Origin of the sequence: Methylobacterium sp. Leaf102 (assembly GCF_001422425.1) — a bacterium.
In the GTDB taxonomy this organism is placed as follows: Bacteria; Pseudomonadota; Alphaproteobacteria; order Rhizobiales; family Beijerinckiaceae; genus Methylobacterium.
The window spans coordinates 21,472-44,587 of the sequence record NZ_LMMX01000006.1 but is presented as its reverse complement, the minus strand read 5'-3'; the positions used below and the strand labels follow the sequence as shown (position 1 = coordinate 44,587).

The following is a 23,116-nucleotide window of genomic DNA, read 5'->3' as shown; positions in this document are numbered from 1 at the left end:
CATGGAAGGAGAGGGAGCCTGCCGCGACCGCTTTATCCGAAGCGATCAAACAGCTTCGGCATCACGTGTCCATCCAGGCTCGAGATCGTGAGGTTCGATAGCCTCGATGCGATGTTGCCTGTCGAGCCCCTCAGCTCGGCCTACAACGCGCTGAGCGACGAGGAAGCCGCCAGCCGCGCCGCGGCCGATCCGGACGCTGGTGTGATTCCCGTAGGCTTCTGGGAAACAGTTGCGCCCGTCGCATTTCCGTCCGCAAAGAAACCCTGAGCAACGATGCTGGTCGACAGTCACTGCCACCTCGATTTCCCCAACTTCGCCGAGGACCTGCCGGGCGTCATCGCCCGCGCGCGCGCAGCGGGGGTGACCCGCATGGTCACCATCTCGACCAGGGTCGCGAAGGCGGAGACCTACGCGGCGATCTCCGAGGCCCATCCCGAGATCTGGCACACCATCGGCACCCACCCGGACGGGGCCGGGGACGAGCCCGACGTGCCGACGGAGACGATCGTGGCCCTGAGCCGGCATCCGCGCTGCGTCGGCATCGGCGAATCCGGCCTCGACTTCCACTACGACAACGCCGCGCCGGAGGCCGTGCAGGAGCGGGTGTTCCGCCGCCACATCGCGGCGGCGCGCGAGACCGGCCTGCCCCTGGTGATCCATTCCCGCGACGCCGATGCCGAGATGGAGGCGATCCTCGTCGACGAGATGGGGCAGGGGGCCTTCAAGGCGGTGCTGCACTGCTTCTCGTCGGGCGCCCGCCTCGCCGAGGTCGGGGTCGATCTCGGCCTCTCCGTGTCGTTCTCCGGCATCGTCACCTTCCGGCGCTCGCACGAGCTGCGCGCCATCGCCCTCAAGGTGCCGCGCGACCGCCTGCTGGTGGAGACCGACGCGCCGTTCCTGGCGCCCGAGCCGCACCGGGGCCGCACCAACGAGCCGGCCTACACCGCCGACACGGCGCGGGCCCTGGCCAAGACCCTGGAGATGGAGTTCGACGCCTTCGCGGCGCTCACCACCGCGAACTTCCACCGCCTGTTCCACAAGGCCGCCGCCTGAGCGGGCAGGGGACAGGCGAGGGGGGCGTGACATGCCCCTCCCCCCTCCGATACCAACGGCAGCGGAGGTGGCGATGGGTTCCTTGACGGTGACGATCCTCGGCTGCGGCTCGTCCGGCGGCGTGCCCCGGGTCGCCTATGGCTGGGGCGCCTGCGATCCGGCCGAGCCGAAGAACCGGCGGCGGCGCTGCTCGCTCCTCGTCGAGCGCGGCCCGGAGACCGGGCGCACCAGCGTCCTCGTCGACACCGCGCCGGACCTGCGCGAGCAGCTCATCGGCGCGGGGGTGACGCATCTCGACGCGGTGCTGTTCACCCACGCACATGCCGACCACACCCACGGCATCGACGACGTCCGGCCCCTCGTGCTCCACATGCGCCGGCGCATTCCGGTCTATGCCGACGCCCTCACCCGGGCGCTCCTGGAGCGTCGCTTCGGCTACTGCTTCGAGACCCCGCCGGGCAGCGAGTATCCGCCGATCCTCGACATGAACGATCTCGTCCCGGGCGAGACGGTGGAGGTCGGCGGGGCGGGCGGCGCGGTGACGGCCCTGCCCTTCGCCATGGAGCACGGCAACGAGGCGGCGCTCGGATTCCGGTTCGGCCCGGCGGCCTACGCGCCCGATGTCAGCCTGATGCCGGCGGGGTCCCAGGCGCACCTGCACGGTCTCGACCTGCTGATCATCGACGCCCTGCGGGAGACGCCGCACCCGACGCACTACTCGGTCTCGGACGCCCTCGCCCTCATCGAGACGGTGCGGCCCCGCCGCGCCATCCTCACCAACCTCCACACCGACCTCGACTACGCCACCCTGGCGCGCAAGCTCCCGCCGCACGTGGTGCCGGCGTATGACGGCTTGCGGGTGACCGTGGACGTGTGAGCGGCGGCGGAGGAGGGCGGTCCGGGATCAGTTGCGGGCCGGAGTCTCGTCCGGCAGGCCGGCACTCACCAGGATCTGCGTCATCGCCGCCTTGGCGAGATGGTTGTAGCCCGCATCGGTCATGTGGAGGCCGTCGGGGCCGATCATCTGGGTGGGCGTGAGCAGGCCCTTGGCCACCCAGGCGCGCATCATGGCGTTGCGCCGGATCACCGGAACGTCGAGTTCGCTGGCGACGGCGTGCAGGGCGGTGCCGTAGAGCTCCGATCCGGCGGTGCCGGACAGGCGCTTGCACCATTGCTGGTCCATGAGGATCACGTCCGCCCCCGTGGCGCGGATCGCCAGGATGCCGGCCCGGGTCAGTTCGGCGAAGCGCTCCACGCTGACGCCGGTCATCGGGTCGTTGCTGCCCGTCTGCCAGATCACGAGATCGGGCTTGTCGGCCAGCACGTCGCGTTCCAGGCGCCGGGCCATGGCCTCGGCATCGTCGCCGCCCTTGCCCCGGTTGAGCACGGTGACGAACTGGTGGTCCGAGGCGGCCTTGTCGAGCCGCGACTCGAGATCCTCCTGCAGCTGCGCCGGATAGGTCGCGGCCGGGGAGGTGGCGCCGATGCCCTCCGTCGAGGACGAGCCGAACGCCACGATGCGGATATCCGCCCCCTTGGCCACGAGGCCGGCGAGGCGCGGCAGACGCGCCAGGGTGCGGGCGTGAAGCGCGGGACGCACCGTCTTGGGCTGCGGGATCGCGGTCTCCGCGTCCAGTCCGGCATGGACCGCATGCACGGGAACGGGCTCGGACCGGGCCGGCGCACAGAGCGCCACCAGGGCGAGGCCGAGCATCGGGATGACGGGAAGGCGTGCGGGGATCGGCATCACATTCGCTTCGGTAACGGTCTGCGCCCGGGGCGGTGCAGCCGTGTAGCACCCCTTGTGAGCCGGGATTATGACGAAGGCGAGGGCGTTTAGCGCCTCCTGTGCCACAACCGGACAGGATTGTTCGGGTTATGCGCCGAAGTCGGCGGACAGAATGAATTCAACGTTCACGGGTCGAGGAGCCCGCCGATCGGGTCGGGACGCCTGGGGTACGAAGGCCCCCTGCCCCCGATTCTCCGAGGCATAGTTCCATAATATATCTTATGCGAACGGCGTTCGGAAGGTGGGAAAGCGCCTTGGGGCGACTTCGGGTAGTGTCGGCGCGGTTTCGAGGGCCAAGTTTCGAGGTCCGCCCCGCCGTGCCGTCCGTCGCCCTGCCCTACACCCCGCCCTACGACTGGCCGGCGATCCGCGACTACCTCGCCGCCCGTGCCATCCCGGGCGTGGAGGCGGTCACGCCGGAGGCTTATCGCCGGACCACCGACCTGTACGGACGGCACGGCGACGTCACCCTCGGCCCGGGCGAGGGCGACGTCCTGGTGGCGCGGATTCGGCATCCCGACCCCGGTGCCGTGCCGGCGGTCATGGCCCGCCTTCGGCCGATGTTCGACTGCGATGCCGATCCGGCGGCGATCCGCATGGGCCTCGCGGAAGATCCCCGTCTGGCGCGTCTCGTCGCGGCCCGGCCGGGCCTGCGCGCGCCCGGCGCGTGGGACGGGTTCGAACTGGCCGTGCGCGCCATCCTCGGCCAGCAGGTCTCCGTGGCGGCGGCGACCCGCCTCGCCGGCCGGCTGGTGGCCGCCTTCGGCGCGCCGCTCACGGACCCCACCGACCCGCCGGGCCCGAGCCACGTCCTTCCCTCGAGCCACGTCCTTCCCTTGAGTCACGTCTTCCCGACGCCGGAGCGGCTGGCGGGGGCCGACATCGCGGCAGCCCTCGGCATGCCGCGGGCCCGGGGTAGGCGGTCCGGACCCTGGCGGCGGCCGTGGCGGAGGCGCCCGGCCTGCTGGCGCCGGGCCAGCCGCCCGAGGCGGTCGTCGCCGCCCTCAGGCGCCTGCGCGGCATCGGCGACTGGACGGCGCAGTACATCGCGCTCCGGGCCCTGCGCGCGCCCGACGCCCTGCCGGCGGGCGACCTCGCCCTCCTGCGCGCCCTCGACGACGGGGGCGGGCGGCCGAGCCCCGCCGGTCTGCTGGCCCGATCGCAGGCGTGGCGGCCGTGGCGGTCCTACGCCGTGCTCCACCTCTGGGCGAGCGAGGGCGACCGGAGCGGAATTCGGCAGCAAGAACCGGGATGCGCCCCCGGCCCGAAGGCGCCAGGGTAGGGGCATGACCGGTCCCGTTCCCAGCCGCTCCCTCCCCGCTCCCCCGGACGATGCCCCGGCCGCCATCGACGACGCGTGCTGGGCCGCCGTCGCCGCCCGCGATCCGGCGGCCGAGGGGCGCTTCGTCTACGCCGTGCATACCACCGGGGTGTATTGCCGGCCGGGCTGCGGTGCCCGCACCCCGCGCCGGGACAACGTGAGCGTCCACGCCACCCCGGCGGCGGCCCGCGCGGCGGGGTTCCGCCCCTGCCTGCGCTGCCGCCCGGACGATCCGCCCCGGGCGGAGCGTCACGCCGAGGCCGTGGCCCGCGCCTGTCGCCGCATCGGTGAGGCGGTGGAGCCCCCTGCCCTCGCGGCGCTCGCCCGGGCGGCGGGCTTGAGCCCGTTCCACTTCCACCGCGTCTTCAAGGCCATCACCGGCGTGACCCCGAAGGCCTATGCCGGGGCCGTGCGGGCCGAGCGCCTCGCCGCTGCCCTGCCCGCGGCCGGCACCGTGACGGAGGCGGCCTATGCGGCGGGCTACGGCACGGCGGGCCGATTCTACGCCGCCGCCGGCCAGCACCTCGGCATGACGCCCGGCGTCTTTCGGAAAGGCGGGGCCGGGGTCGCGATCCGCTTCGCCGTGGCGGCCTGCGCCCTGGGTTTCGTCCTGGCGGCGGCCACCGAGCGGGGCCTCTGCGCCATTCTCCTCGGCGACGATCCCGAGACCCTGGCGCAGGATCTGCGGGTGCGCTTCCCCCGCGCCGACATCACCGGGGCGGATGCGGACTTCGCCGCGTGGCTCGCCGCGATCGTGGCTTTCGTGGCGGCCCCGCAGGGCGGCCTCCCCCTGCCGCTGGACATCGGCGGCACGGCTTTCCAGCAGCGGGTGTGGGCGGCCCTGCGCGCGATCCCGCCGGGGCGCACGGCGACCTACGCGGACATCGCCCGAGCCATCGGCCGGCCCACCGCCGTGCGGGCCGTGGCGCTGGCCTGCGCCGCCAACGCCCACGCCGTGGCGATCCCCTGCCATCGGGTTTTGCGCACCGACGGCGCGCTCTCCGGCTACCGCTGGGGCGTGGCGCGCAAGGCCGCGCTTCTGGCTCGAGAGGGTGCGGGATCGGACCCGCCGGGATTGGACCCGGCGGGATTGGACCCGGCGGGATTGGACCCGGAGTGACCGGCCCCGAAGTGACCGGCCCCGCCATGCGTGCGCCACCCTTGTCCGCGCGGCCGGAGCGGGGGAAGAGGGGGCCGGCCAATGGAGACACCCCCGGTTCCGTGAGCGTGACACCCCCCGCCTCCCCTGCCCCGCACCGTCCGGCGCCCCTTTCCGCCTACCCGCTCCTCGTCGGCACCATGCTGCTGTGGGGCGGCAACGTGGTGGCGGGCAAATGGGCGGTGGGCGAGGTTTCGCCGCAGGTGCTCACCTGCCTGCGCTGGGCCATCGTCTGCGTCGTCCTGGCGCTGCCGGCCCGGCCCGGGCTCGTCGCCGAATGGGGGCGGCTCAAGCCCCACTGGGCCTACGTGCTGCTCATGGGGGCGTGCGGCTACACCCTCTACGCGAGCCTGTTCTACGCCGCCGGCGGGTTCACCACGGGGATCAACATCGCCCTGTTCCAGGGGGCGATCCCCGTGCTCGTCATCCTCATCAACTACGCCGTCCACCGGGTGGCCGTGACCGGGGCGCAGGCGCTCGGCGTCGCCGTGACCCTCGCCGGGGCGATGGTGGCCGCCACCCACGGCGACTGGCGCGTCCTCACCCATTTCGGGTTCAACCGCGGCGACGTGCTCATGCTCGGCGCCTGCCTGTTCTATGCCGGCTACACCGTCGCGCTCTCCGCGCGCCCGAAGGTCTCGGGCCTGACCTTCTTCACCGCCATGGCGCTCGCCGCCTTCCTCACCGCCCTGCCTCCGCTCGCCGCCGAATGGGCGCTCGGCCACACGGTCTGGCCGACGCCGACGGGCTGGCTCATCGTCGCGTTCGTGGCGCTCGGCCCGAGCCTCGTCGCCCAGCTCGCCTTCATGCGCGGGGTCGAGCTCATCGGCCCGAACCGGGCCGGCCTGTTCGTCAACCTCGTGCCGATCTTCGGCGCGGGCCTCGCCATCCTCCTCGTCGGCGAGCCCTTCCGCTGGAACGACGCCCTGGCGCTGGCCCTCGTCATCGGCGGCATCGCCATCGCCGAGCGCCTCGGCCGGCGGCGCTGAGGGCGCAGGACCGTCAGGGGGCCGCCACCGCCTTGCGCAGGGCGGCGAGAAGCTCGCCCTCGAAGGCCAGGGCCGAGCCGTAGTGGAACTCGATGTCGAACGGCTTGCGGGCGTTCATGGACAGGGAGGCGCTCTGCATGGCCACGAGGCGCCCGGCCTCGTCGAACAGGCCCGAGCCCGAGCCGCCGAAGCCGTCGTTGCAATCGTGGCGCAGGCGCCGGATGCCGCCCTCGCTCGGCGGATCGACCTGCCGGACGGCGCAGGCTTCGAGGCTCGCCGGCCCGCGGTAATTCTCGTGTCCGCCGGGCGAGACCATGACGATGGGCAGCCGCATCGGCCCCTCCCCCAAGTCCGGCGCCGCCGGCATCGGCTGGGGCCGCACGCCCTCGGCGGGCCGGACCAGGCGCAGGATCGCCCAGTCGTCGGTGATGTGGAGCGCCTGCGAGGCCGGCACCGCCCCGAGCTGGATGCTGCCCGGCACGAAATCGTAGTTGCGGCCGCCGATCTGGAAGAAGCAATCGGCCACCTCCCGCGTGGTCTCGAGGCGGCGGTTGCGGAAGTTGTGGGCGTTGAGCACCACCACAGAGGGGTCTCCGATGAGCCAGGCGGCGGCGGCCTTGCGGGGAATGCCGTCCGGCCCGTGGCAGAACAGCACGCCCGCCCCGGGATAGCGGTCGATGTCCGCGCCCGTGAGGTCCCGGCGCCCGTCCCGGGGATAGAGGGCGGCGAGGTCCTGGGCCTCCACCCGCAAGACACCAGGCAAGACACCGGGCAAGACACCGGGCAAGACACCGAGCAGCAGCACCGCCCAGGGCATCAGCGCGGCGATGCGGCGGGCCGCCCCGACCGGAGCACCCGCGATCCCGCGTCTCCGTGCAGCCCGGATGCGCCACGTCCGGATGCGCCACGTCCAGGTCCGCCAAGCCCTCGGCGCCATCGGCCCTCGCCCCCCTGATCGGCCCGTTCGCCCGGGCCGTTGCGACAGTCGTGCGATGCGCCAGGGGGACGGTCAAGCGTCGGGACGCCGCTGCGCGATCCTCATGCTGAACTTGCCGAAGTTGCCCGGCTAGAAATGTCGGATCGTCTAGAGACTTTGCTGCATGAAGATGGCTAGAAATAAGGGCTGAAGGAACAGTAATAAGCTTCTTATAAGACTTAGATAGTCTGATAAAAGCTTAAGAGGGCGGCGGTTCTTCTAAGAGCGGCGGCGCCAATGTTCCGAAACGGCGGGAGAAACAGCCACGCGCGACCGCAGGGTCGATAGACGGGGCGGCAGCTGAGGAGACGCACGATGATGAGGTACTTGAGTTCCGTGTCGGTGCTGGCCGTGATGGCCCTGGCGCCCATCGGGATGGCCACCAGCGCGGCCGCCAACGACAAGCTCGTCGAGATGTCGAAGAGCGACGAAAACTGGATCATGCCGGGCAAGAACTACGACTCGGACAACTACAGCAAGCTCAAGCAGATCAACCGCGACAACGTCAAGCAGTTGAAGCCGGCGTGGACGTTCTCCACCGGCCTGCTCAACGGTCACGAGGGCGCGCCCCTGGTCGTCGACGGCAAGATGTACATCCACACGTCTTTCCCGAACAACACCTTCGCCCTCGGCCTCGACGATCCGGGCCTGATCCTCTGGCAGGACAAGCCGAAGCAGAACCCGGCCGCCCGTGCGGTCGCGTGCTGCGATCTCGTGAACCGCGGCCTCGCCTACTGGCCGGGTGACGGCAAGGTGCCGTCCCTCATCCTGAAGACGCAGCTCGACGGCAACGTCGCCGCCTTGAACGCCGAGACCGGCGAGACGGTGTGGAAGGTCGAGAACTCCGACATCAAGATGGGCTCGACCCTGACCATCGCCCCCTACGTGGTGAAGGACAAGGTGATCATCGGGTCGTCCGGCGCCGAGCTCGGCGTGCGCGGCTACCTCACCGCCTACGACGTGAAGACCGGTGCCCAGGTGTGGCGCGCCTACGCCACGGGTCCCGACAAGGACCTGCTGCTTGGGCCCGACTTCAACGTGAAGAACGCCCATTACGGCCAGAAGGGTCTGGGCACCTCCACCTGGGAGGGCGATGCCTGGAAGATCGGCGGCGGCACCAACTGGGGCTGGTACGCCTACGATCCCGGCACCAACCTGATCTACTTCGGCACCGGCAACCCGGCGCCGTGGAACGAGACCATGCGTCCCGGCGACAACAAGTGGACGATGACCATCTTCGGCCGCGACGCCGATACGGGTGAAGCCAAGTTCGGCTACCAGAAGACCCCGCACGACGAGTGGGATTACGCCGGCGTCAACGTGATGATGCTGTCGAACCAGAAGGACAAGGACGGCAAGGATCGCAAGCTCCTCACCCATCCGGACCGCAACGGCATCGTCTATACCCTCGACCGGACCGACGGTTCGCTCGTCTCGGCCAACAAGATCGACGACACCGTCAACGTCTTCAAGTCCGTCGACCTGAAGACCGGCCAGCCGGTGCGCGATCCCGAGTACGGCACCCGGATGGACCACCTCGCCAAGGACGTCTGCCCCTCGGCGATGGGCTATCACAACCAGGGCCACGATTCCTATGATCCGGAGCGCAAGCTCTTCTACATGGGCATCAACCACATCTGCATGGACTGGGAGCCCTTCATGCTTCCGTACCGCGCAGGTCAGTTCTTCGTCGGTGCGACGCTGAACATGTACCCCGGCCCGAAGGGTGACCGTCAGAACTACGAGGGTCTCGGCCAGATCAAGGCCTACAACGCCATCACGGGCGAGTATAAGTGGGACAAGATGGAGCGTTTCGCCGTGTGGGGCGGAACGATGGCCACCGCCGGCGACCTCGTGTTCTACGGAACCCTGGACGGCTACATCAAGGCGCGCAACGCCGACAACGGCGACCTTCTGTGGAAGTTCAAGCTGCCGTCGGGCGCCATCGGTTACCCGATGACCTACAGCCACAAGGGCGATCAGTTCGTCGCCATCTACTACGGCGTCGGCGGATGGCCGGGCGTCGGCCTGGTGTTCGACCTGCAGGATCCGACCGCCGGCCTCGGCGCGGTGGGCGCCTTCAAGAAGCTCGCCAACTACACCCAGATGGGTGGCGGCGTGATGGTGTTCTCCCTGAACGGCAAGGGTCCGTACGACGATCCGAACGTCGGCGAGTACCAGACCGCCGCCAAGAAGTAAGTCTCTAGACCAACAGAGGACTCCGCCGGCCTCAAGGCCGGCGGGGTTCGCCCCGCCCTGAGATTTCGCGCGCGAAGGCCAACGGGAGGACACGCCATGTCCTGACCCGAGATATGCCGCCGTCGCGCAGCCCAGAAAACAACCGAACAACGGATGTCCCCCATGTCGCTCGTCACCGGACGTCGCCGCGCGGCGCTGGCCGCCTCGCTCTCGGCCGGCGCGCTCCTGGCGCTGGGTTTCGTGTCCTCCGTTCATGCGGCCGAGGACGTGAAAGCCTCGGCCCCCGCCGACGACAAGACCCTTCGCGTCTGCGCGGCGGTGCAGCCGCCCCTCTCCATCAAGGACGGATCGGGCCTCGAGAACCGGATCGCGAGCGCCGTGGCCGAAGCCATGGACCGCAAGGTCCAGTTCGTCTGGTCCGAGAAGCCGGCGATCTACCTCGTCCGCGACGGGCTCGACAAGAAGCTCTGCGACGTGGTGGTCGGCCTCGACAGCGACGACCCGCGCGTCCTCGTCTCCAAGCCGTACTATCGCAGCGGCTACGTCTTCATCACCCGCGCCGACCGCGACCTCGACATCAAGTCCTGGGCCGACCCGCGCCTGAAGAGCGTCGACCACATGGTGGTCGGCTTCGGCACCCCCGGCGAGGCGATGCTGAAGGATATCGGCCGCTACGAGGAGGACATGGCCTACCTCTACTCGCTGGTGAATTTTCGCGCCCCGCGCAACCAGTATACGCAGATCGACCCGGCCCGGATGATCAGCGAAGTCGCCGGCGGCAAGGCCGACGTCGCCGTGGCCTTCGGGCCCGATGTGGCCCGCTACGTCAAGGATTCGAGCACGCCGCTCCGGGTGACGCCGGTGCCCGACGACACCGTGCGCAGCGACGGCCAGAAGATGCCCCAGAGCTTCGACCAGTCCATGGGCGTGCGCCGGGACGACACCGCCCTGAAGGCCGCCCTCGATGCCGGGATCGCGAAGGCGAAGCCCCAGATCGAGGCGATCCTGAAGCAGGAAGGGGTGCCCCTCTCCGTCGCTTCGAACTGATCCGCGCCAGCCCCGGGCCGCTCGCAGGGGCGGCCCGCCCAGAACCCGACCGGTCGGTCGGAGAACCCCATCAGAGCGATTTCATGCGTCATCTCAAAGGCCTTCTGGCCGGATTCGTCGGCCTCGGCTTCGCGGCCGCCGGGCTGTCCGCCCTCGCGCAGCCGGCCTCCGGCCCGCAGAGCGGGTTCGTGTTCCGCAACACCGTGACGGGCGAGCAGCTCGACGTCTCCCAGGGCAAGGAGGGCGGCCGCGACACGCCGGCCGTGAAGGAGTTCTTCCAGACCGGCAAGAACCTCTACATCGACGACAAGTCCTGCCTGCGCAACGGCGAGTCCCTGTTCGCCACCTCGTGCTCGGGCTGTCACGGGCATCTGGCCGAGGGTAAGCTCGGGCCCGGCCTGAACGACAATTACTGGACCTACCCGTCCAACACCGAGGATACCGGCCTGTTCGCCACCATCTTCGGCGGCGCCAACGGCATGATGGGTCCGCACAACGAGAACCTCACCCCCGACGAGATGCTGCAGACCATCGCCTGGATCCGCCATCTCTATACCGGCCCGGTGAAGGATGCGGTCTGGCTCAGTGCGGACCAGAAGAAGACTTACACCCCCTACAAGCAGGGTGAGACCTTCCCCACGGACGTGAAGGGCCAGTGCAAGCCGCTGGAGAACTAGCGTCCCTGGGAAGCCACGCCGCGCCTCGACCGCGCGGTGAACGATGAGCGGCCCACGCGCCGCGCCAACCATAAACGGAGGAGACGAACATGCGGACGTTCATTTTTGCGGTGGCGCTGGGGACTGGCGCGGTTTTGGCCGGCGCGGTGCTCGCTGCCCCGGCGATGGCCTACGACGGCACCAAGTGCAAGGCCGCCGGCAATTGCTGGGAGCCCAAGCCCGGCTTCCCCGAGAAGATCGCCGGCTCGAAGTACGATCCCAAGCACGATCCGAAGGAACTCAACAAGCAGTCCGAGTCGATCAAGGGCATGGAAGAGCGCAACGCCCGTCGCATCGAGGCCGCGAAGAAGTCCGGCAAGTTCGAATACGACGTCACCAAGCTGTCGGCGAACTGAAGCCACGACGCGCCCTTGCCTATCCGCGACTGGCGCGCCGACCCCTCTCCCCGCTTGCGGGGAGAGGACCGCAGACACCCTGCCGTGTTCGCGGTGAGCGAGAGGCGAAGCCGAAGCGAGGGGGGCGCTCGTAGACCCCGTCGAGGTTCCACCCCTTGGATGCCGTGCACCCGCTTCTCATAAAGTAAACCAAGGCCCCCGCGTGATGAACGAGACCCGCCCCGGCGACGCGATGCTCACCGATTGGCGCGAGGCCGCCGGCCGGTTCGAGCGGGCCGTGGGCGGCGCCGTGGTCGGCCAGGCGCGGGCGATCCGCCTCCTCACCATCGCGATCTTCGCCCGCGGCCACGTTCTGCTGGAGGGCGATGTCGGCGTCGGCAAGACCACCCTGCTGCGGGCCGTCGCCCGGGCGCTGGGCGGCGCCTACGAGCGCGTCGAGGGCACCGTCGACATGATGCCCACCGACCTGATCTACCACACCTACCTCGCCGAGGACGGGCGCCCCCGCGTCGAGCCCGGACCGGTGCTGCGCCGGGCCGAGGACCTGTCGATCTTCTTCTTCAACGAGATCAACCGCGCCCGGCCCCAGGTGCATGCCCTGCTCCTGCGCCTCATGGCCGAGCGCAGCCTGACCGCGTTCAACCGCGAGTACCATTTCCCCAACCTGCAGGTCTTCGCCGACCGCAACCGCGTCGAGCGCGAGGAGACCTTCGAGCTGCCGGCCGCCGCCCGCGACCGCTTCCTCATGGAGATCGGGATGGAGGCCCCGCGCGACGCCGAGAGCCGCCGCGCCCTGGTGTTCGATCCGCGCTTCCACGACACCGACACCCTCATCGCGGGCATCGACGCCGACGTTCTCGATCACGCGGCGATCCCCGGCATCGCCCGCGCGATCCAGCACGGCATCCAGGCGAGCCCAGCCATCGAAACCTACGTCGTCGGCCTGTGGGAGGCCCTGGTGCGGCCGGGCTCCGCCGGCATCCGGCTCCCCGGCATCGACATGGAGGCCCTGGTGCAGGGCGGGGCCTCGCCGCGCGGCGTCGCCTTCCTCGTGCGCGCCGCCAAGGTCCGCGCTTGGCTGGAGGGCCGGGAATGGCTGGTGCCCGAGGACATCCGCGCCGTGTTCCCCGAGGTGATGGCCCACCGCGTCTTCCTCGAACCGGTCTACGAGATGCGCCGCGCCACCCTCGTGCCCGAGCTCTGCCGCACCGTGTTCGACACGGTGCCGGCCCCATGACGGTGCTGGATGCGGCGCCGGCCGATGCCGCGCCGGCCGATGCCGGCCCGGAGGCCGACATCGTCTACCGGCCGCGCGGGCGGGTGCCCGGGACGGCGGTGGGTGCCCATCGCGGCCGCGACGCCGGGGGGCTCGGCACCTTCCGCGATCAGGTGCCGTTCCTGCGCATGCCGGATGCCCGCCGCATCGACGTGCGCGCCACCCTGCGGGATCCGTTCGAGGGCACCCATGTGCGCCGCTTCGAGAGCCGAACGGCCATCGAAGTCTGGGCCCTCGTCGATCTCTCCGCCTCCATGCGCTACCGCGGCGCGGCCGACCGGATGGCGCTCGCCGCCGCCCTGTGCGGGGGGCTCGCGGCGTCGGCCACCCGCATCGGCGACGGCTTCGGCCTCATGGGCTGTGACGGGACCTTGCGGGAGGACGTGTCGATGCCCGCCACCCGCCGGCGCGGGATCGGCGCCTCCGTCCGGGCCCGCCTGCTCGACGCACACTGCACCGGCGCGCGGGCCGACGGCATGCGCGAAGCCGCCCGCCGCCTCGTCGGACGCCCCAAGATCGTGTTCGTGGTCTCGGATTTCCGCTGGCCCGAGGCCCTCGTCGCCGAGGTCTTCGCCTCCCTCGCCCGCCACGACATCGTGCCCGTGGTGCTGGCCGACGCCTCCGAGGACGAGGATCTGCCCGCCTGGGGCCTGATGGAACTCAACGACCTCGAGGGCGCCGGGCGCCGCACGGTGTTCATGCGCCCGGCGCTCCGCCGGCGCTGGCTCGCCCACGAGCGGGCCCGCGCCGACACCCTGCGCCGCATCGCCATGACCTACGGCCGCCCGCCGTTCCGCCTCGAAGGGCGCTTCGAGGCCGACGCCCTCACCCGCCACCTCATCGGGACGTGATGCGCGGTCTTAACCCTGTTCTGGTGGTCCTCCTCGCCGTGTCGGGCGCGGCCGAGGCTCAGGTGCGCACCGTCGAGGTTCGCGCGCCGCGCGCCTTCGGCTACGTCCTCGGCGACCTCGTGCGGGCGCAGGCCGACATCGTCGTGGATGCGGGCTTCACCCTCCAGAGGGCGTCCCTGCCGCAAGCCGGCCCCCTGGCCTACTGGCTCGACCTGCGCGACCTGCGCGTCGAGGACTCCGTCGCGGGCGATGCCCGGCGGGTGCGGATCTTTCTGACCTACCAGAACTTCTATGCCGCCCTCGACGTCCGCGGCCTCGAGATCCCGGGCTTTGCCGTGACCTTCGAGAGCGCCAGTGCGCATGGCGCCACCACCACGACGGCGCAGGTTCCGGCCTGGCAGTTCACCATCTCACCCCTACGGGAGGTGGTGCCGCCCGCCCGCGAGAACCCGGCCGACTATATGCGGCCCGACGGGCGCGTCGCCGCCGTCGATGTACAGCCCCTGTGGTGGCGGGCCGGAGGCGTCGCGGCCCTCGCCCTCCTGGCCTTCGGGGCGCTCGCCCGCGACCGGGCCTGGGGGCCGTTCCGGGCCCGGCGCGGGCGCCCGTTCGGCGCCGCTCTGGCCAGCCTGCGCCGCCTCGCGCGCAGCCCCGACGCGGACGCCGCCTACGGGGACGCCCTGCGCGCGCTCCATCGCGGCCTCGATGCCACCGACGGCCGCCGGGTGCTGGCCGACGACCTGCCGGGCTTCCTCGCCCGCCACCCCGCCTGCCGCCCGGACGCGGCGGGTTTGCGCGACCTGCTCGCCGCCTCGCGCCTCGCCTTCTTCGGTCCCGGCCCCGCCGCCGCCCGCGCCGCCCTGCCCTGGCCCCAGCTCGAAGCCCTGGCCCGGCGCCTCGCCGCCGCCGAGCGGGCGGCGTGATGGGCGGCGCCACCCCGATGGAAGCCCTGTCCCGGTTCGCCGTCGACACCCCCCAGGTCCTGTGGCTGCTGCCGCTGGCCCTGTTGCCGTTCCGGGCGTCGGCCCAGCGCGTGGTGCCGGTGGCGGCCCTCGACGCCGGCCCGGCCGACCCGCTCTCGCGCGCCATCGGCTGGGCCCTGCGGTTCGCCGGATTCCTGGCGCTCGCCGGCCTCGTCGTCGGCATCGCCGGCCCGTATCGCCGGGGCGAGACGGTGACCCGCACCGGAATCGGCGCCCAGGTGTCGATCCTGGTCGACCGCTCGGGCAGCATGAACGAGACCTTCGCGGGGCGTCAGCCGTCCGGCGCCGAGGAATCGAAGGCCGCCGCCTCCCGCCGGCTGCTCGGCGACTTCGTCGGCAGCCGCGCCCACGACCAGTTCGCCGTGACCGCCTTCTCCACCGCCCCCATGCTGGTGGTGCCGATGACCGACCGGCACGAGGCCGTGCGCGCCGCCATCCGGGCCATCGACCGGCCGGGCCTCGACTACACCAACGTGGCCCGCGGCCTCGCCATGAGCCTGTCCCAGTTCGGGGCCCAGGGCGGGACCGTCTCGCGGGCGCTGCTCATCGTCTCCGACGGTGCGGCGGTGATCGATCCGCGCGTCCAGGGCACCCTGCGGGCCGAGTTCGCGAAGATCCGGCCCAACCTCTACTGGCTGTTCCTGCGCACCAAGGGCTCGCCCTCCATCGCCGACAAGCCCGCCGGGGAGGACACGCCCCAGGCGGCGCCCGAGCGCCACCTCGACCTGTTCTTCAAGAGCCTCGGCACGCCCTACCGCGCCTTCGAGGCGGAGGGCCCCGAGGCGGTGGCCGCCGCCATCCGACAGATCGAGGCCCTGGAGCGCGACCCCATCCCCTACACCGAGCAGCGCCCGCGCCGCGACCTGTCGTGGGTGGCCTTCGGGGTGGCGCTGCTCGGGCTCCTCGTCCTCGTGGCGGGCAAGCTCGCGGAGGCGGATGTGCGGGGGCGTAGGGGCATTCCGCAGGCGGCCGAAGCTCCATCCGAAAGGATCGCCGCATGAACCCGGCTCCGCATCGTTTCACGACGCTCGTGAGCATCCCCCTCGCCCCGCTTGCGGGGAGAGGGTTTCGGACCCCTTGCCGGGGCCGAAACGAGGCGGCAGCCGAAGGTGAGGAGGCCGCTCCGCCCGAGGCTCGTCCGGCGAGACCCCCTCACCGTCGCTTCGGCTTCGCCTTCGCTCACCGCAGGCACGACGGGGTGCCTGCGGTCCTCTCCCCGCCTGGCGGGGAGAGGGAGACGCGCCCTATCGCCTTGGAGGCCACCCGATGACGGCGCTCGCCTTCCCCACCGAACGCGCCGGCCCCCTCCTCCGCGCCCGCATCGTCAACACCCTCCGGCGTGCCCGGCCGCGCCTGCTCCTCGCCCTGCCGGTGCTGCTCGGCCTCGCGGCCCTCGGGTTCGGCGTCGCGGCGTGGCGGGTGGCGCGCGACAACGCCGCGATCGGTGCCCTGCAGGCCGGGCGCGACGTGCCCGTGGGGACGGACGCCTCCGCCCCCCTGCTGCTCGCCCGGGTCCAGCACCTCGCCCGGCGCGGCCTGCCCGATGGGATCGAGCCCCTCGTCGAGGCGCTCGCGCGGGCCGGCGACACCGACCGGGTGGCGCGCGCTCGCTACGCGCTGGCCAACACCCGCCTGCGGCAGGCCTTCTCCCATCTGGAGCGCGGCGACCTCGACCCGGCCGGGCCCCTCATCACCCTGGCGCGCCAGGATTACCGGCGCGCCCTGCAGAACGCGCCCGACCTCTGGGACGCCAAGTTCAACCTCGACGTCGCCTCGCGCCTCCTGCGCGACTTTCCCGAATTCGACCGCAAGACCGGCGACGAGCTGAAGGCCGAGCCGAAGCAGATCTGGACCGAGGTCCCGGGCCTCCCCAGGGGGGCACCATGAGGGTGCATCTCGCCCGCAACCTGCGCGACGGCCGGTTCCAGGCCCTGGCCGGGGCGGCTTTCCTCGTCGTCCTCGCCCTCGTGCTGCCGGCCGTGCCGCTGACCCGGACCGGGGTCTCGGTGCTGGCCGTGGTCGACATCACCGGCAGCATGAACGTGCGCGACTACGCGAGCGCCGACGGCAAGCCGGCGAGCCGCCTCGACACGGCGCGGGGGGCCCTGCGCGACCTCGTCACCGCCCTGCCCTGCGGCTCGCAGGTGGCGCTGGGCCTGTTCACCGAGCGCCGGCCGTTCCTCCTGTTCACGCCCATCGAGGTCTGCGCCGATTTCGCCCCCCTCGACGGAGCCCTGGCGGCCCTCGACTGGCGCATGGCCTGGGAGGGCGACAGCCGCATCTCCGCCGGCCTGTTCCGCGCCGTGGAGATGGCGGCCAGCCTCGATACCGACCTCCTCTTCGTCACGGACGGGCAGGAGGCGCCGCCCCTGCCCAGCACGGGCGGGCCGCGCTTCGAGGGCAAGCCCGGCGCCGTGCGCGGGCTCATCGTGGGGGCCGGCGCCTACGCCCTGTCGCCGATCCCGCGCTACAACGACCGCGGCCGCGAGATCGGCTTCTACGGGTCGGGCGACGTCCAGCAGGAGAACCGCTTCGGCCCGCCCCCGGCCGATGCCGAGAGCCGCGAGGGTTACAACCCGCGCAACGCCCCCTTCGGCGGCGTCGCCGCCACGGGCAACGAGCACCTCTCCTCCGTGCGCGAGCCCTACCTGAAGACCCTCGCGGGCGAGACCGGCCTCGCCTACGTCCATCTCGAAGGCCCCGGCGGACTGGCGGCTCCGCTCCGTGCCGCCGCGACCCCGCGCCCCCTGCCCGGCCGCCTCGACCTGCGCCCCGTCCTCGGCGGGGCCGCCCTGGCGCTCGTCCTCGCCGCCTTCCTGTTTCCCATGGTGCGCGCCCTCCCCTCGGGTCGCGCACGCGCCCTCACCCTGAAAAAGGCCTGATCCGTATGCGCCTCGTCGCCCCGACCGTGTTCCTCGCCCTGTTCGCCCTCGCCACCCCGGTCACCCCCGTTTTGGCCCACGGCCCGACGCCGCAGAAGGTCGACCAGTCCGTCACCATCGCGGCCAAGCCCGAGGCGGTGTGGAAGGTGGTCGGCACCTTCGCGGCCATCGACACCTGGCACCCCGACGTCGCCAGGAGCGAGGCCGTCGACGGCAACGCCGCCGGGGGACGGCGCAAGGTCACCCTCAAGAACGGCGGCACCCTCGACGAGGGCCTCGACGAGATGAACGACAAGACCTTCACCTACTCGTACCGCCTGTCGGATGCCGACCTGAAGGCCCTGCCGGTCTCGTCCTACTCGGCCACCCTGACGGTGACGCCCGACGGCGACGGCTCCAAGGTCGAGTGGCTCGGCCGGTTCTACCGGGGCGACACCGGCAACGAGCCGCCCGAGGAGCTGAGCGACGCCGCAGGCAAGACGGCGATGAACGCCTATTTCGGCAATGGTCTGAAGGGTTTGAAGGCCAAGGTCGAGGGTGGCAAGGCCAAGTGATCGGGCGGGTCGCCACGCTCGCCCTCGCGGCCCTCCTCGCCGGCGCGGTCTCCGGCCCGGCCTTGGCGGAGAAGGGCTCGGCTGAGAAGGGCTTGGCGGAGAAGGGCTTGGCCCAAACCGTCTACGCGGTGAGCCAGGAGGGCGGCACCCTGACGCCGGTGGCGCCGTCGGGGGCGGCGATCCCTGTGGGCAAGGGGCCGGCGCAGGTGGCGGCGGGGCCGGACGGGCGGCTCTACCTCGCCCATTCGGACACCCATACGGTGTCGGTGGTCGACGGGCCGAGCGGCGCGGTGCTGGCCCGCCTGCCCTTCGCGGGCCAGCCCTTCGGCGTCGCCGTGGCCCCGGATGGCCGGAGCCTGTTCGTCGGCGACTGGTCGGGGGCCCGCGTGGTGCGACTCTCCACCGCCACGGGTGCGGTGGAGGGCAGCGTCGGCGTCGGGCGCGATCCGGCGGGTCTCGTCCTCGACACGCGCGGCCTCCTCTACGTCGCCGACCGCGAGATCCGTCAGGTCAGCGTGGTCGACACCGCGACCATGACCCGGATCGCCACCGTGCCCGTCGGCGAGGGACCGTTCGCCCTGGCGCTGAACCCGGCGCAGGACCGGCTCTACGTCGCATGCGTGCGCAGCAGCGACCTCCACGCCATCGACACCGCCACCCTGACGATCGTTGGGCGCGCGGCCCTCGGCGGCATGCCGTACGGCGTCGCGGTGAGCGGCGACGGCGCGCGCATCCTGGTCACCAACCAGCAGGCCGGCACCCTCGTGGTCCTCGACGCCGCCCTGACGCCCGTCGCGACGATTCCCGTGGGCCGCTATCCCGAGGGCGTGGCGGTCTCGGGGGACAGGGCCTACGTGGCGAACTGGTTCTCGGATTCCGTCTCGGTGATCGACCTTCCCACCCTCGCGGAGACGGCGCGGCTGCCCGTCGGCGAGGGACCGCGCGGCCTCGCCGTTCTGATGTCGAAGGAGATCCCATGACGGAGCGGCGGCGGCCTGCGCCCTTCCGGCGGCTCGCTCTTTGCCTCGTGCTCGGGCTCTCGGCCTGCGACAAGCCGGAGGAGCCCGCGGAGGCGTCGCGCGCGCCGGAGGAGCAGACGGTGGTGGCGACGAGATCGGATGCGGACATCCCGCCCTGGCTCTCGCCGACGGATGCCATGGAGCCGGCCCGCTGGCTCGCCAGCCGCGAACTCGGCCGCCCGGTGCCCGAGGTCGGATCAGGGGCCGATCACCTGCGCCACAGCCTCGCCCGCGCCAAGGACGCGTTCATCGAGGATCCCCGCATGGTGGCCAACCGCACGGTGCAGCTCGGGCAGATGCTGGTCGAGGCGGGCACGCCCGAGCCCTATGCCGACCTCCTCGACGGCCTGGAGGCCGTGGCGGCGGTGACCACGCGCAAGCAGCTCTACGGCGAGATGTGCCAGCAATACTACAACACCCGCCGGCAGGGCGCCGACCGGGCCACCGCCCTGGCCCGCCTCACGGAGCGCTACGCCGCGCAAGGAAGCGGGGACGACAGGGGGGGCGGGGATCACGACGGGAACGACAGATCAGGCCCGACCCCCGCTCCCGGGGCGGCGCGATGACGAGCGTCCTCATCGTGGACGACCATCCGGTGATCCTGCGGGGCTTCCGCCGCATCATGGAGGATGCCGGGGTCGAGACCGTCCACGAGGCCACCGACATCGTCGGCGGCTACCGCCTGTTCCACCGCCTGCGGCCCGGCATGGTGGTGGCCGACCTCACCTTCCGCACGGGGGCGCTGGCGGGCCTGTCGCTGATCCGCCAGATCCGCGCCCTGGAGCGCGACACCCGCATCCTCGCCTTCAGCATGCACGACGATCCCGTGATCGTGTCGCGTGCCCTGGAGAGCGGGGCCACGGGCTACGTGTTGAAGGACGTGCCGGCGGCGCAGTTCCACGCGGCGTTCGAGACCGTGCGGGCCGGGCGGAGCTACCTCGACCACGACCTCGCCACCCGCGTCGCGGTGCTGGGCCTCGCCGGGCAGCGGGCGCCGCTCGCCGACCTCACGGCCCGCGAACTCCAGATCCTGTCCCTGCTCGGCCGGGGCCAGTCCTACCAGACCATCGCGGACGGCCTCGCCGTGAGCTACCGCACGGTGATCGGCGCCTCCGCCAGCCTGCGGCACAAGCTCGGCGTGCGGACGCTCGCCGAACTCATCCACGTGGCCGTCTCGCAGGGCGAGGGCGGCCTGACGCGGTGAGGCGCCTCCTCTGACGGGGCCGAGTTACCGGCCCCCGCCGCCCGCCGGCCGCTCGAGGGAGAAGCGCGTCTCCGGCTCGGCGGTGAAGTAGTCGAAGGCGCCCGCGCGCAGGATCGGCCGCATCGCTCCGGTGTCGACGACGCCGTCCACGATGAAGGCGTCGTCGATGTAGATCGACACCACCTGCCCGATCACCAGGAAGTGGTTCGCGTCCCCGCCGCCGAGCGGCGTCAGCGGCACCGTCTGCACCCACTTGCACTCGATGGCGGCGGGCGATTCCCCCACCCGTGGCGGCCGCACATTTCGCGATGGGACTGGCGTGAGACCCGCGAAATCGAACTCGCTCTGCCCGCGCGGCAGCGGGGCCGAGGTGGCGTTCACGGCCTCCCGCAGGGCGTAGGTGGCGAAGTTGCACACGAACTCGCCGCCCTCCTCCGCGAAGGTCATGGCGTCCTTGCGGCCCGAGGACGAGAACATCACCATGTCGGGGCCCGAGGCCACGGCGTTGAAGTACGAATAGGGCGCCAGGTTCACTTCACCGGCCCGGTTCATCGCGCTGATCCAGCCGATGGGACGGGGCGCGACGAGGGCCTTCAGGGGATTGTGCGGCAGGCCCTTGGTCTCGGAATCGTAATGCATGGGGCTCAGATCCGGGTGACGATGTCGGACAGCACCGGCCGGGGCCGGTCGCCCGGAACCTCCTGGGGATGGCCGATGTGGATGAAGCCCGCGAGCTTCTCGCTCGGGGCGAGCCCGAGGGCGTCGAGGACGCGCCGGTCGTAGGCGTACCATTCCGTCAACCAGGACGTGGCGTAGCCCGCCGCGTTGGCGGCGACCACGAGGTTCATGCACACGGCGCCCGCCGACAGCACCTGCTCCCATTCGGGGATCTTCACGTGCGGCCCGGCGCGGGACACCACCACCACCACCACGGGGGCGTGGGCGAGGCGGGCCCGCTCCAGATCGAGCCGGCCGGAATCCGCCTCCGGATGGTCGGCCGCGTAGGTGTCGGCGATGACGGTGCCGATTCGCACCCGCGCCTCGCCCGCGATGACGAGGAAGCGCCAGGGCGCGAGCTTGCCGTGGTCAGGCACCCGGGAGGCCAGCGTGAGGAGCGCGTCGAGTTCGGCCGGCGCCGGGCCGGGGCCGTCGAGGCGCATCGGGGGCACGGAGCGGCGGGTGCGCAGGAGATCGAGGGTGGCGTTCATCGAGACCTTTTGCGAGACCTTTTGGGAGGGATGAGGCGGAGTCCGTTGGAGTCTTGCGGTGCTGCGCGTGATCTAGCATGGATCTCGGGCCGAGAACGCCGGTCATGCCGTCGCCACGCTCTGGTTCCAGAGCATGCGGATCGGACGCGCGAAGGATGCGCGAAGGGAGAGGTCGCATGACGAGGGGCCCGATGCTCGGCGCCGCACTGTCGGTCGCACTGTCGGCCCTGCTGGCGACGCCCGGCGGCGCCCAGGAGAGCGGCTTCCACAACCGGATCGGGCCGAACCTGCCAACCCCCTCCGTCACCGGGCCGGAGCTGCCGCCGCCCGTGGCTCAGGCCGACGCCGCCCTGAGCCTCAAGGCGATGTTCGCCGGCAGCGACAAGCCCATGCGCTCGGGGCTGGCCTGGCGCATCTACGAGGACCGCGCCGACGGCGTGCGGCCGGGCATCGTCGCGCGCTCGGAGGCGGCCGAGCCGACCTTCACCCTGGCGCCCGGCGCCTACGTGGCCACGGTCACGTACGGTTTCGCCAGCGCCTCGAAGCGCCTCACCATGGCGGGGGTGCCGGTCTCCGACGGGCTCAGGGTCAATGCCGGAGCCCTCAAGCTCTCGGGCGCCATCGGCGACGTGAAGATCCCGCCCGCCGAGGTGGCGTTCTCGGTGTTCGTGCCCATCGGCACCAATTCCGAGGGGCGCCTGGTGCGCAGCGGCGTCAAGGCCGGCGAGCTGCTGCGCCTGCCCGAGGGCACCTACCACGTGGTCTCGACCTACGGGGAATCGAACGCCATCCAGCGGGCCGACCTCAAGGTCGAGAACGGCAAGGTCACCGACGCGACCCTCAGCCACCACGCCGCCACCGTCACCCTCAAGCTCGTGGCCGCCGCCGGGGCCGAGGCCTTCGCGGGTACCGCCTTCAGCGTCCTGACGCCGGGCGGCGACACCATCCGGGAGGCCATCGGCGCGTTCCCCCAGGTGGTCCTGGCGGAGGGCGACTACGTGCTCATCGCCCGCCACGACGGGCAGGTCTACACCCGCGAGTTCAAGGTCGAGAGCGGGCTGGACCGGGACATCGAGGTGGTCGCCAAGGCGACGTGACCCTCGCCCTGATCGCTCCGTCGCCGCGAGACCGCCCCATGATCCTTCACCGCTGGATTTCCGTCGGCCTGACCCTCGTCACGCTCGTCGCCCCGGCCGCGCACGCCCAGCCCCTCCCGGAGGCCTCCGCGCTTCCGCCGGAGATCGCGCAGGCCGCCGTCACGCTCCTCGGTCGGGGCCTGAAGGCGCCCGAGACCGCGCGCTTCGACCGGCTCCGCATGGGCCGGGCCGGGGCCGTCTGCGGCCAGGTGGACACCACGAACCGGATGGGCCAACACGTCGGGCCGCGCGGCTTCGTCGCCGATCTGGAGGCGGGCTTCGCCGCCCTCGTCCCGGACGGGGCGGAGCTGCGCAACCCGGCGAGCCCGGCGCATTACGCGGCGATGCAGAGGGCGCTGGCGCTGTTTGCCGCCAACTGCGCGGCCTGATAGGCCGCC

Annotated in this window: 25 protein-coding genes and 1 pseudogene; 22 read left to right on the top strand and 4 right to left on the bottom strand. The window is 71.8% G+C overall.

The features are described 5' to 3' along the window. Nucleotides 1–87: 87 nt before the first annotated feature. From ASF27_RS22115 to ASF27_RS06400, 3 genes are all read left to right on the top strand, one after another. The gene (locus tag ASF27_RS22115) at nt 88–267 is read left to right on the top strand and encodes a hypothetical protein (protein WP_156368879.1); all 180 of its coding nucleotides are present in this window, start codon (nt 88–90) and stop codon (nt 265–267) included. Between the two features lie 6 nt (nt 268–273). Continuing rightward, entirely contained in the window at nt 274–1,053 is a 780-nt protein-coding gene (locus ASF27_RS06405) for a TatD family hydrolase (RefSeq protein WP_056262484.1), read from the top strand. A gap of 73 nt (nt 1,054–1,126) precedes the next feature. Further along, nucleotides 1,127–1,930 carry an MBL fold metallo-hydrolase gene (locus ASF27_RS06400; protein WP_056168908.1) on the top strand — a complete coding sequence of 268 codons (804 nt, stop codon included), beginning with the start codon at nt 1,127–1,129 and terminating at the stop codon, nt 1,928–1,930. Nucleotides 1,931–1,957: 27 nt separating this feature from the next. Here ASF27_RS06400 and ASF27_RS06395 read toward each other — a convergent pair whose 3' ends face one another. Beyond that, the gene (locus ASF27_RS06395; protein ID WP_244474211.1) at nt 1,958–2,800 is read right to left on the bottom strand and encodes an SGNH/GDSL hydrolase family protein; all 843 of its coding nucleotides are present in this window, start codon (nt 2,798–2,800) and stop codon (nt 1,958–1,960) included. A 263-nt stretch (nt 2,801–3,063) separates the two neighbouring features. Between ASF27_RS06395 and ASF27_RS23475 the strand changes: the two are divergent. The 3 genes and pseudogenes from ASF27_RS23475 to ASF27_RS06380 all read left to right on the top strand — a co-directional run. Further along, a pseudogene (locus tag ASF27_RS23475) lies at nt 3,064–3,456 on the top strand (AlkA N-terminal domain-containing protein); the annotation flags it as partial. Between the two features lie 672 nt (nt 3,457–4,128). Continuing rightward, the gene (gene ada, locus ASF27_RS06385) at nt 4,129–5,283 is read left to right on the top strand and encodes a bifunctional DNA-binding transcriptional regulator/O6-methylguanine-DNA methyltransferase Ada (protein ID WP_082478846.1); all 1,155 of its coding nucleotides are present in this window, start codon (nt 4,129–4,131) and stop codon (nt 5,281–5,283) included. Nucleotides 5,284–5,384: 101 nt separating this feature from the next. After that, a complete protein-coding gene (locus ASF27_RS06380; RefSeq protein WP_244472924.1) occupies nt 5,385–6,311 on the top strand; it encodes a DMT family transporter in 927 nt (308 codons plus the stop codon). 13 nt (nt 6,312–6,324) lie between these two features. Here the strand turns inward: ASF27_RS06380 and ASF27_RS06375 are convergent, their stop codons facing one another. Continuing rightward, a complete protein-coding gene (locus tag ASF27_RS06375; RefSeq protein ID WP_244480939.1) occupies nt 6,325–7,248 on the bottom strand; it encodes a trypsin-like peptidase domain-containing protein in 924 nt (307 codons plus the stop codon). A gap of 354 nt (nt 7,249–7,602) precedes the next feature. Here ASF27_RS06375 and ASF27_RS06370 point away from each other — a divergent pair, with 354 nt between their 5' ends. The 14 genes from ASF27_RS06370 (at nt 7,603) to ASF27_RS06305 (ending at nt 20,374) form a co-directional block, all read left to right on the top strand. Beyond that, complete coding sequence (locus ASF27_RS06370; protein WP_056168914.1) at nt 7,603–9,486, top strand: methanol/ethanol family PQQ-dependent dehydrogenase; 1,884 nt, start codon at nt 7,603–7,605, stop codon at nt 9,484–9,486. Nucleotides 9,487–9,648: 162 nt separating this feature from the next. Then, on the top strand, nt 9,649–10,533 hold the full coding sequence (moxJ, locus tag ASF27_RS06365) for a methanol oxidation system protein MoxJ (protein WP_056358740.1): 885 nt from the start codon (nt 9,649–9,651) through the stop codon (nt 10,531–10,533). An 83-nt stretch (nt 10,534–10,616) separates the two neighbouring features. Continuing rightward, complete coding sequence (gene moxG / locus ASF27_RS06360; RefSeq protein ID WP_056262480.1) at nt 10,617–11,210, top strand: cytochrome c(L), periplasmic; 594 nt, start codon at nt 10,617–10,619, stop codon at nt 11,208–11,210. Nucleotides 11,211–11,299: 89 nt separating this feature from the next. Beyond that, nucleotides 11,300–11,605 carry a methanol dehydrogenase [cytochrome c] subunit gene (locus tag ASF27_RS06355; RefSeq protein ID WP_056303966.1) on the top strand — a complete coding sequence of 102 codons (306 nt, stop codon included), beginning with the start codon at nt 11,300–11,302 and terminating at the stop codon, nt 11,603–11,605. Between the two features lie 205 nt (nt 11,606–11,810). Beyond that, complete coding sequence (locus ASF27_RS06350) at nt 11,811–12,842, top strand: MoxR family ATPase (protein ID WP_056358688.1); 1,032 nt, start codon at nt 11,811–11,813, stop codon at nt 12,840–12,842. Beyond that, entirely contained in the window at nt 12,839–13,732 is an 894-nt protein-coding gene (locus ASF27_RS06345) for a DUF58 domain-containing protein (RefSeq protein ID WP_056358684.1), read from the top strand. The genes ASF27_RS06350 and ASF27_RS06345 overlap by 4 nt, the downstream gene beginning before the upstream one ends. Beyond that, nucleotides 13,732–14,655, top strand: a complete 924-nt coding sequence (locus tag ASF27_RS06340) for a hypothetical protein (RefSeq protein WP_056358681.1) — start codon at nt 13,732–13,734, stop codon at nt 14,653–14,655. Before ASF27_RS06345 ends, ASF27_RS06340 begins: the two co-directional genes overlap by 1 nt. Next, nucleotides 14,655–15,716, top strand: a complete 1,062-nt coding sequence (locus tag ASF27_RS06335; protein ID WP_244480938.1) for a vWA domain-containing protein — start codon at nt 14,655–14,657, stop codon at nt 15,714–15,716. The genes ASF27_RS06340 and ASF27_RS06335 overlap by 1 nt, the downstream gene beginning before the upstream one ends. 265 nt (nt 15,717–15,981) lie before the next feature. Continuing rightward, nucleotides 15,982–16,602: a hypothetical protein gene (locus ASF27_RS06330; protein ID WP_056358677.1), complete on the top strand. Its 621-nt coding sequence runs from the start codon at nt 15,982–15,984 to the stop codon at nt 16,600–16,602. Further along, nucleotides 16,599–17,597 carry a vWA domain-containing protein gene (locus ASF27_RS06325; protein WP_056358674.1) on the top strand — a complete coding sequence of 333 codons (999 nt, stop codon included), beginning with the start codon at nt 16,599–16,601 and terminating at the stop codon, nt 17,595–17,597. The genes ASF27_RS06330 and ASF27_RS06325 overlap by 4 nt, the downstream gene beginning before the upstream one ends. A 5-nt stretch (nt 17,598–17,602) precedes the next feature. After that, a complete protein-coding gene (locus ASF27_RS06320; RefSeq protein WP_056168943.1) occupies nt 17,603–18,151 on the top strand; it encodes an SRPBCC family protein in 549 nt (182 codons plus the stop codon). After that, nucleotides 18,148–19,131: a YncE family protein gene (locus ASF27_RS06315; RefSeq protein WP_244480937.1), complete on the top strand. Its 984-nt coding sequence runs from the start codon at nt 18,148–18,150 to the stop codon at nt 19,129–19,131. The genes ASF27_RS06320 and ASF27_RS06315 overlap by 4 nt, the downstream gene beginning before the upstream one ends. Next, nucleotides 19,128–19,736, top strand: a complete 609-nt coding sequence (locus ASF27_RS06310; protein WP_244476578.1) for a hypothetical protein — start codon at nt 19,128–19,130, stop codon at nt 19,734–19,736. Before ASF27_RS06315 ends, ASF27_RS06310 begins: the two co-directional genes overlap by 4 nt. Next, nucleotides 19,733–20,374: a response regulator transcription factor gene (locus ASF27_RS06305; RefSeq protein ID WP_056358672.1), complete on the top strand. Its 642-nt coding sequence runs from the start codon at nt 19,733–19,735 to the stop codon at nt 20,372–20,374. Before ASF27_RS06310 ends, ASF27_RS06305 begins: the two co-directional genes overlap by 4 nt. Before the next feature lie 24 nt (nt 20,375–20,398). Here ASF27_RS06305 and ASF27_RS06300 read toward each other — a convergent pair whose 3' ends face one another. Beyond that, nucleotides 20,399–21,013 (bottom strand): flavin reductase family protein, encoded by a 615-nt coding sequence (locus tag ASF27_RS06300; protein ID WP_056262467.1) that lies wholly within the window; start codon nt 21,011–21,013, stop codon nt 20,399–20,401. Between the two features lie 5 nt (nt 21,014–21,018). Next, nucleotides 21,019–21,582 (bottom strand): nitroreductase, encoded by a 564-nt coding sequence (locus tag ASF27_RS06295; RefSeq protein ID WP_056358668.1) that lies wholly within the window; start codon nt 21,580–21,582, stop codon nt 21,019–21,021. A gap of 176 nt (nt 21,583–21,758) precedes the next feature. On the opposite strand from ASF27_RS06295, the gene ASF27_RS06290 reads away from it, so the two are divergent. Further along, on the top strand, nt 21,759–22,679 hold the full coding sequence (locus ASF27_RS06290; RefSeq protein ID WP_056358665.1) for a hypothetical protein: 921 nt from the start codon (nt 21,759–21,761) through the stop codon (nt 22,677–22,679). A gap of 38 nt (nt 22,680–22,717) precedes the next feature. Continuing rightward, nucleotides 22,718–23,107: a hypothetical protein gene (locus ASF27_RS06285; protein ID WP_056358663.1), complete on the top strand. Its 390-nt coding sequence runs from the start codon at nt 22,718–22,720 to the stop codon at nt 23,105–23,107. The last annotated feature ends 9 nt before the right edge of the window (nt 23,108–23,116 follow it).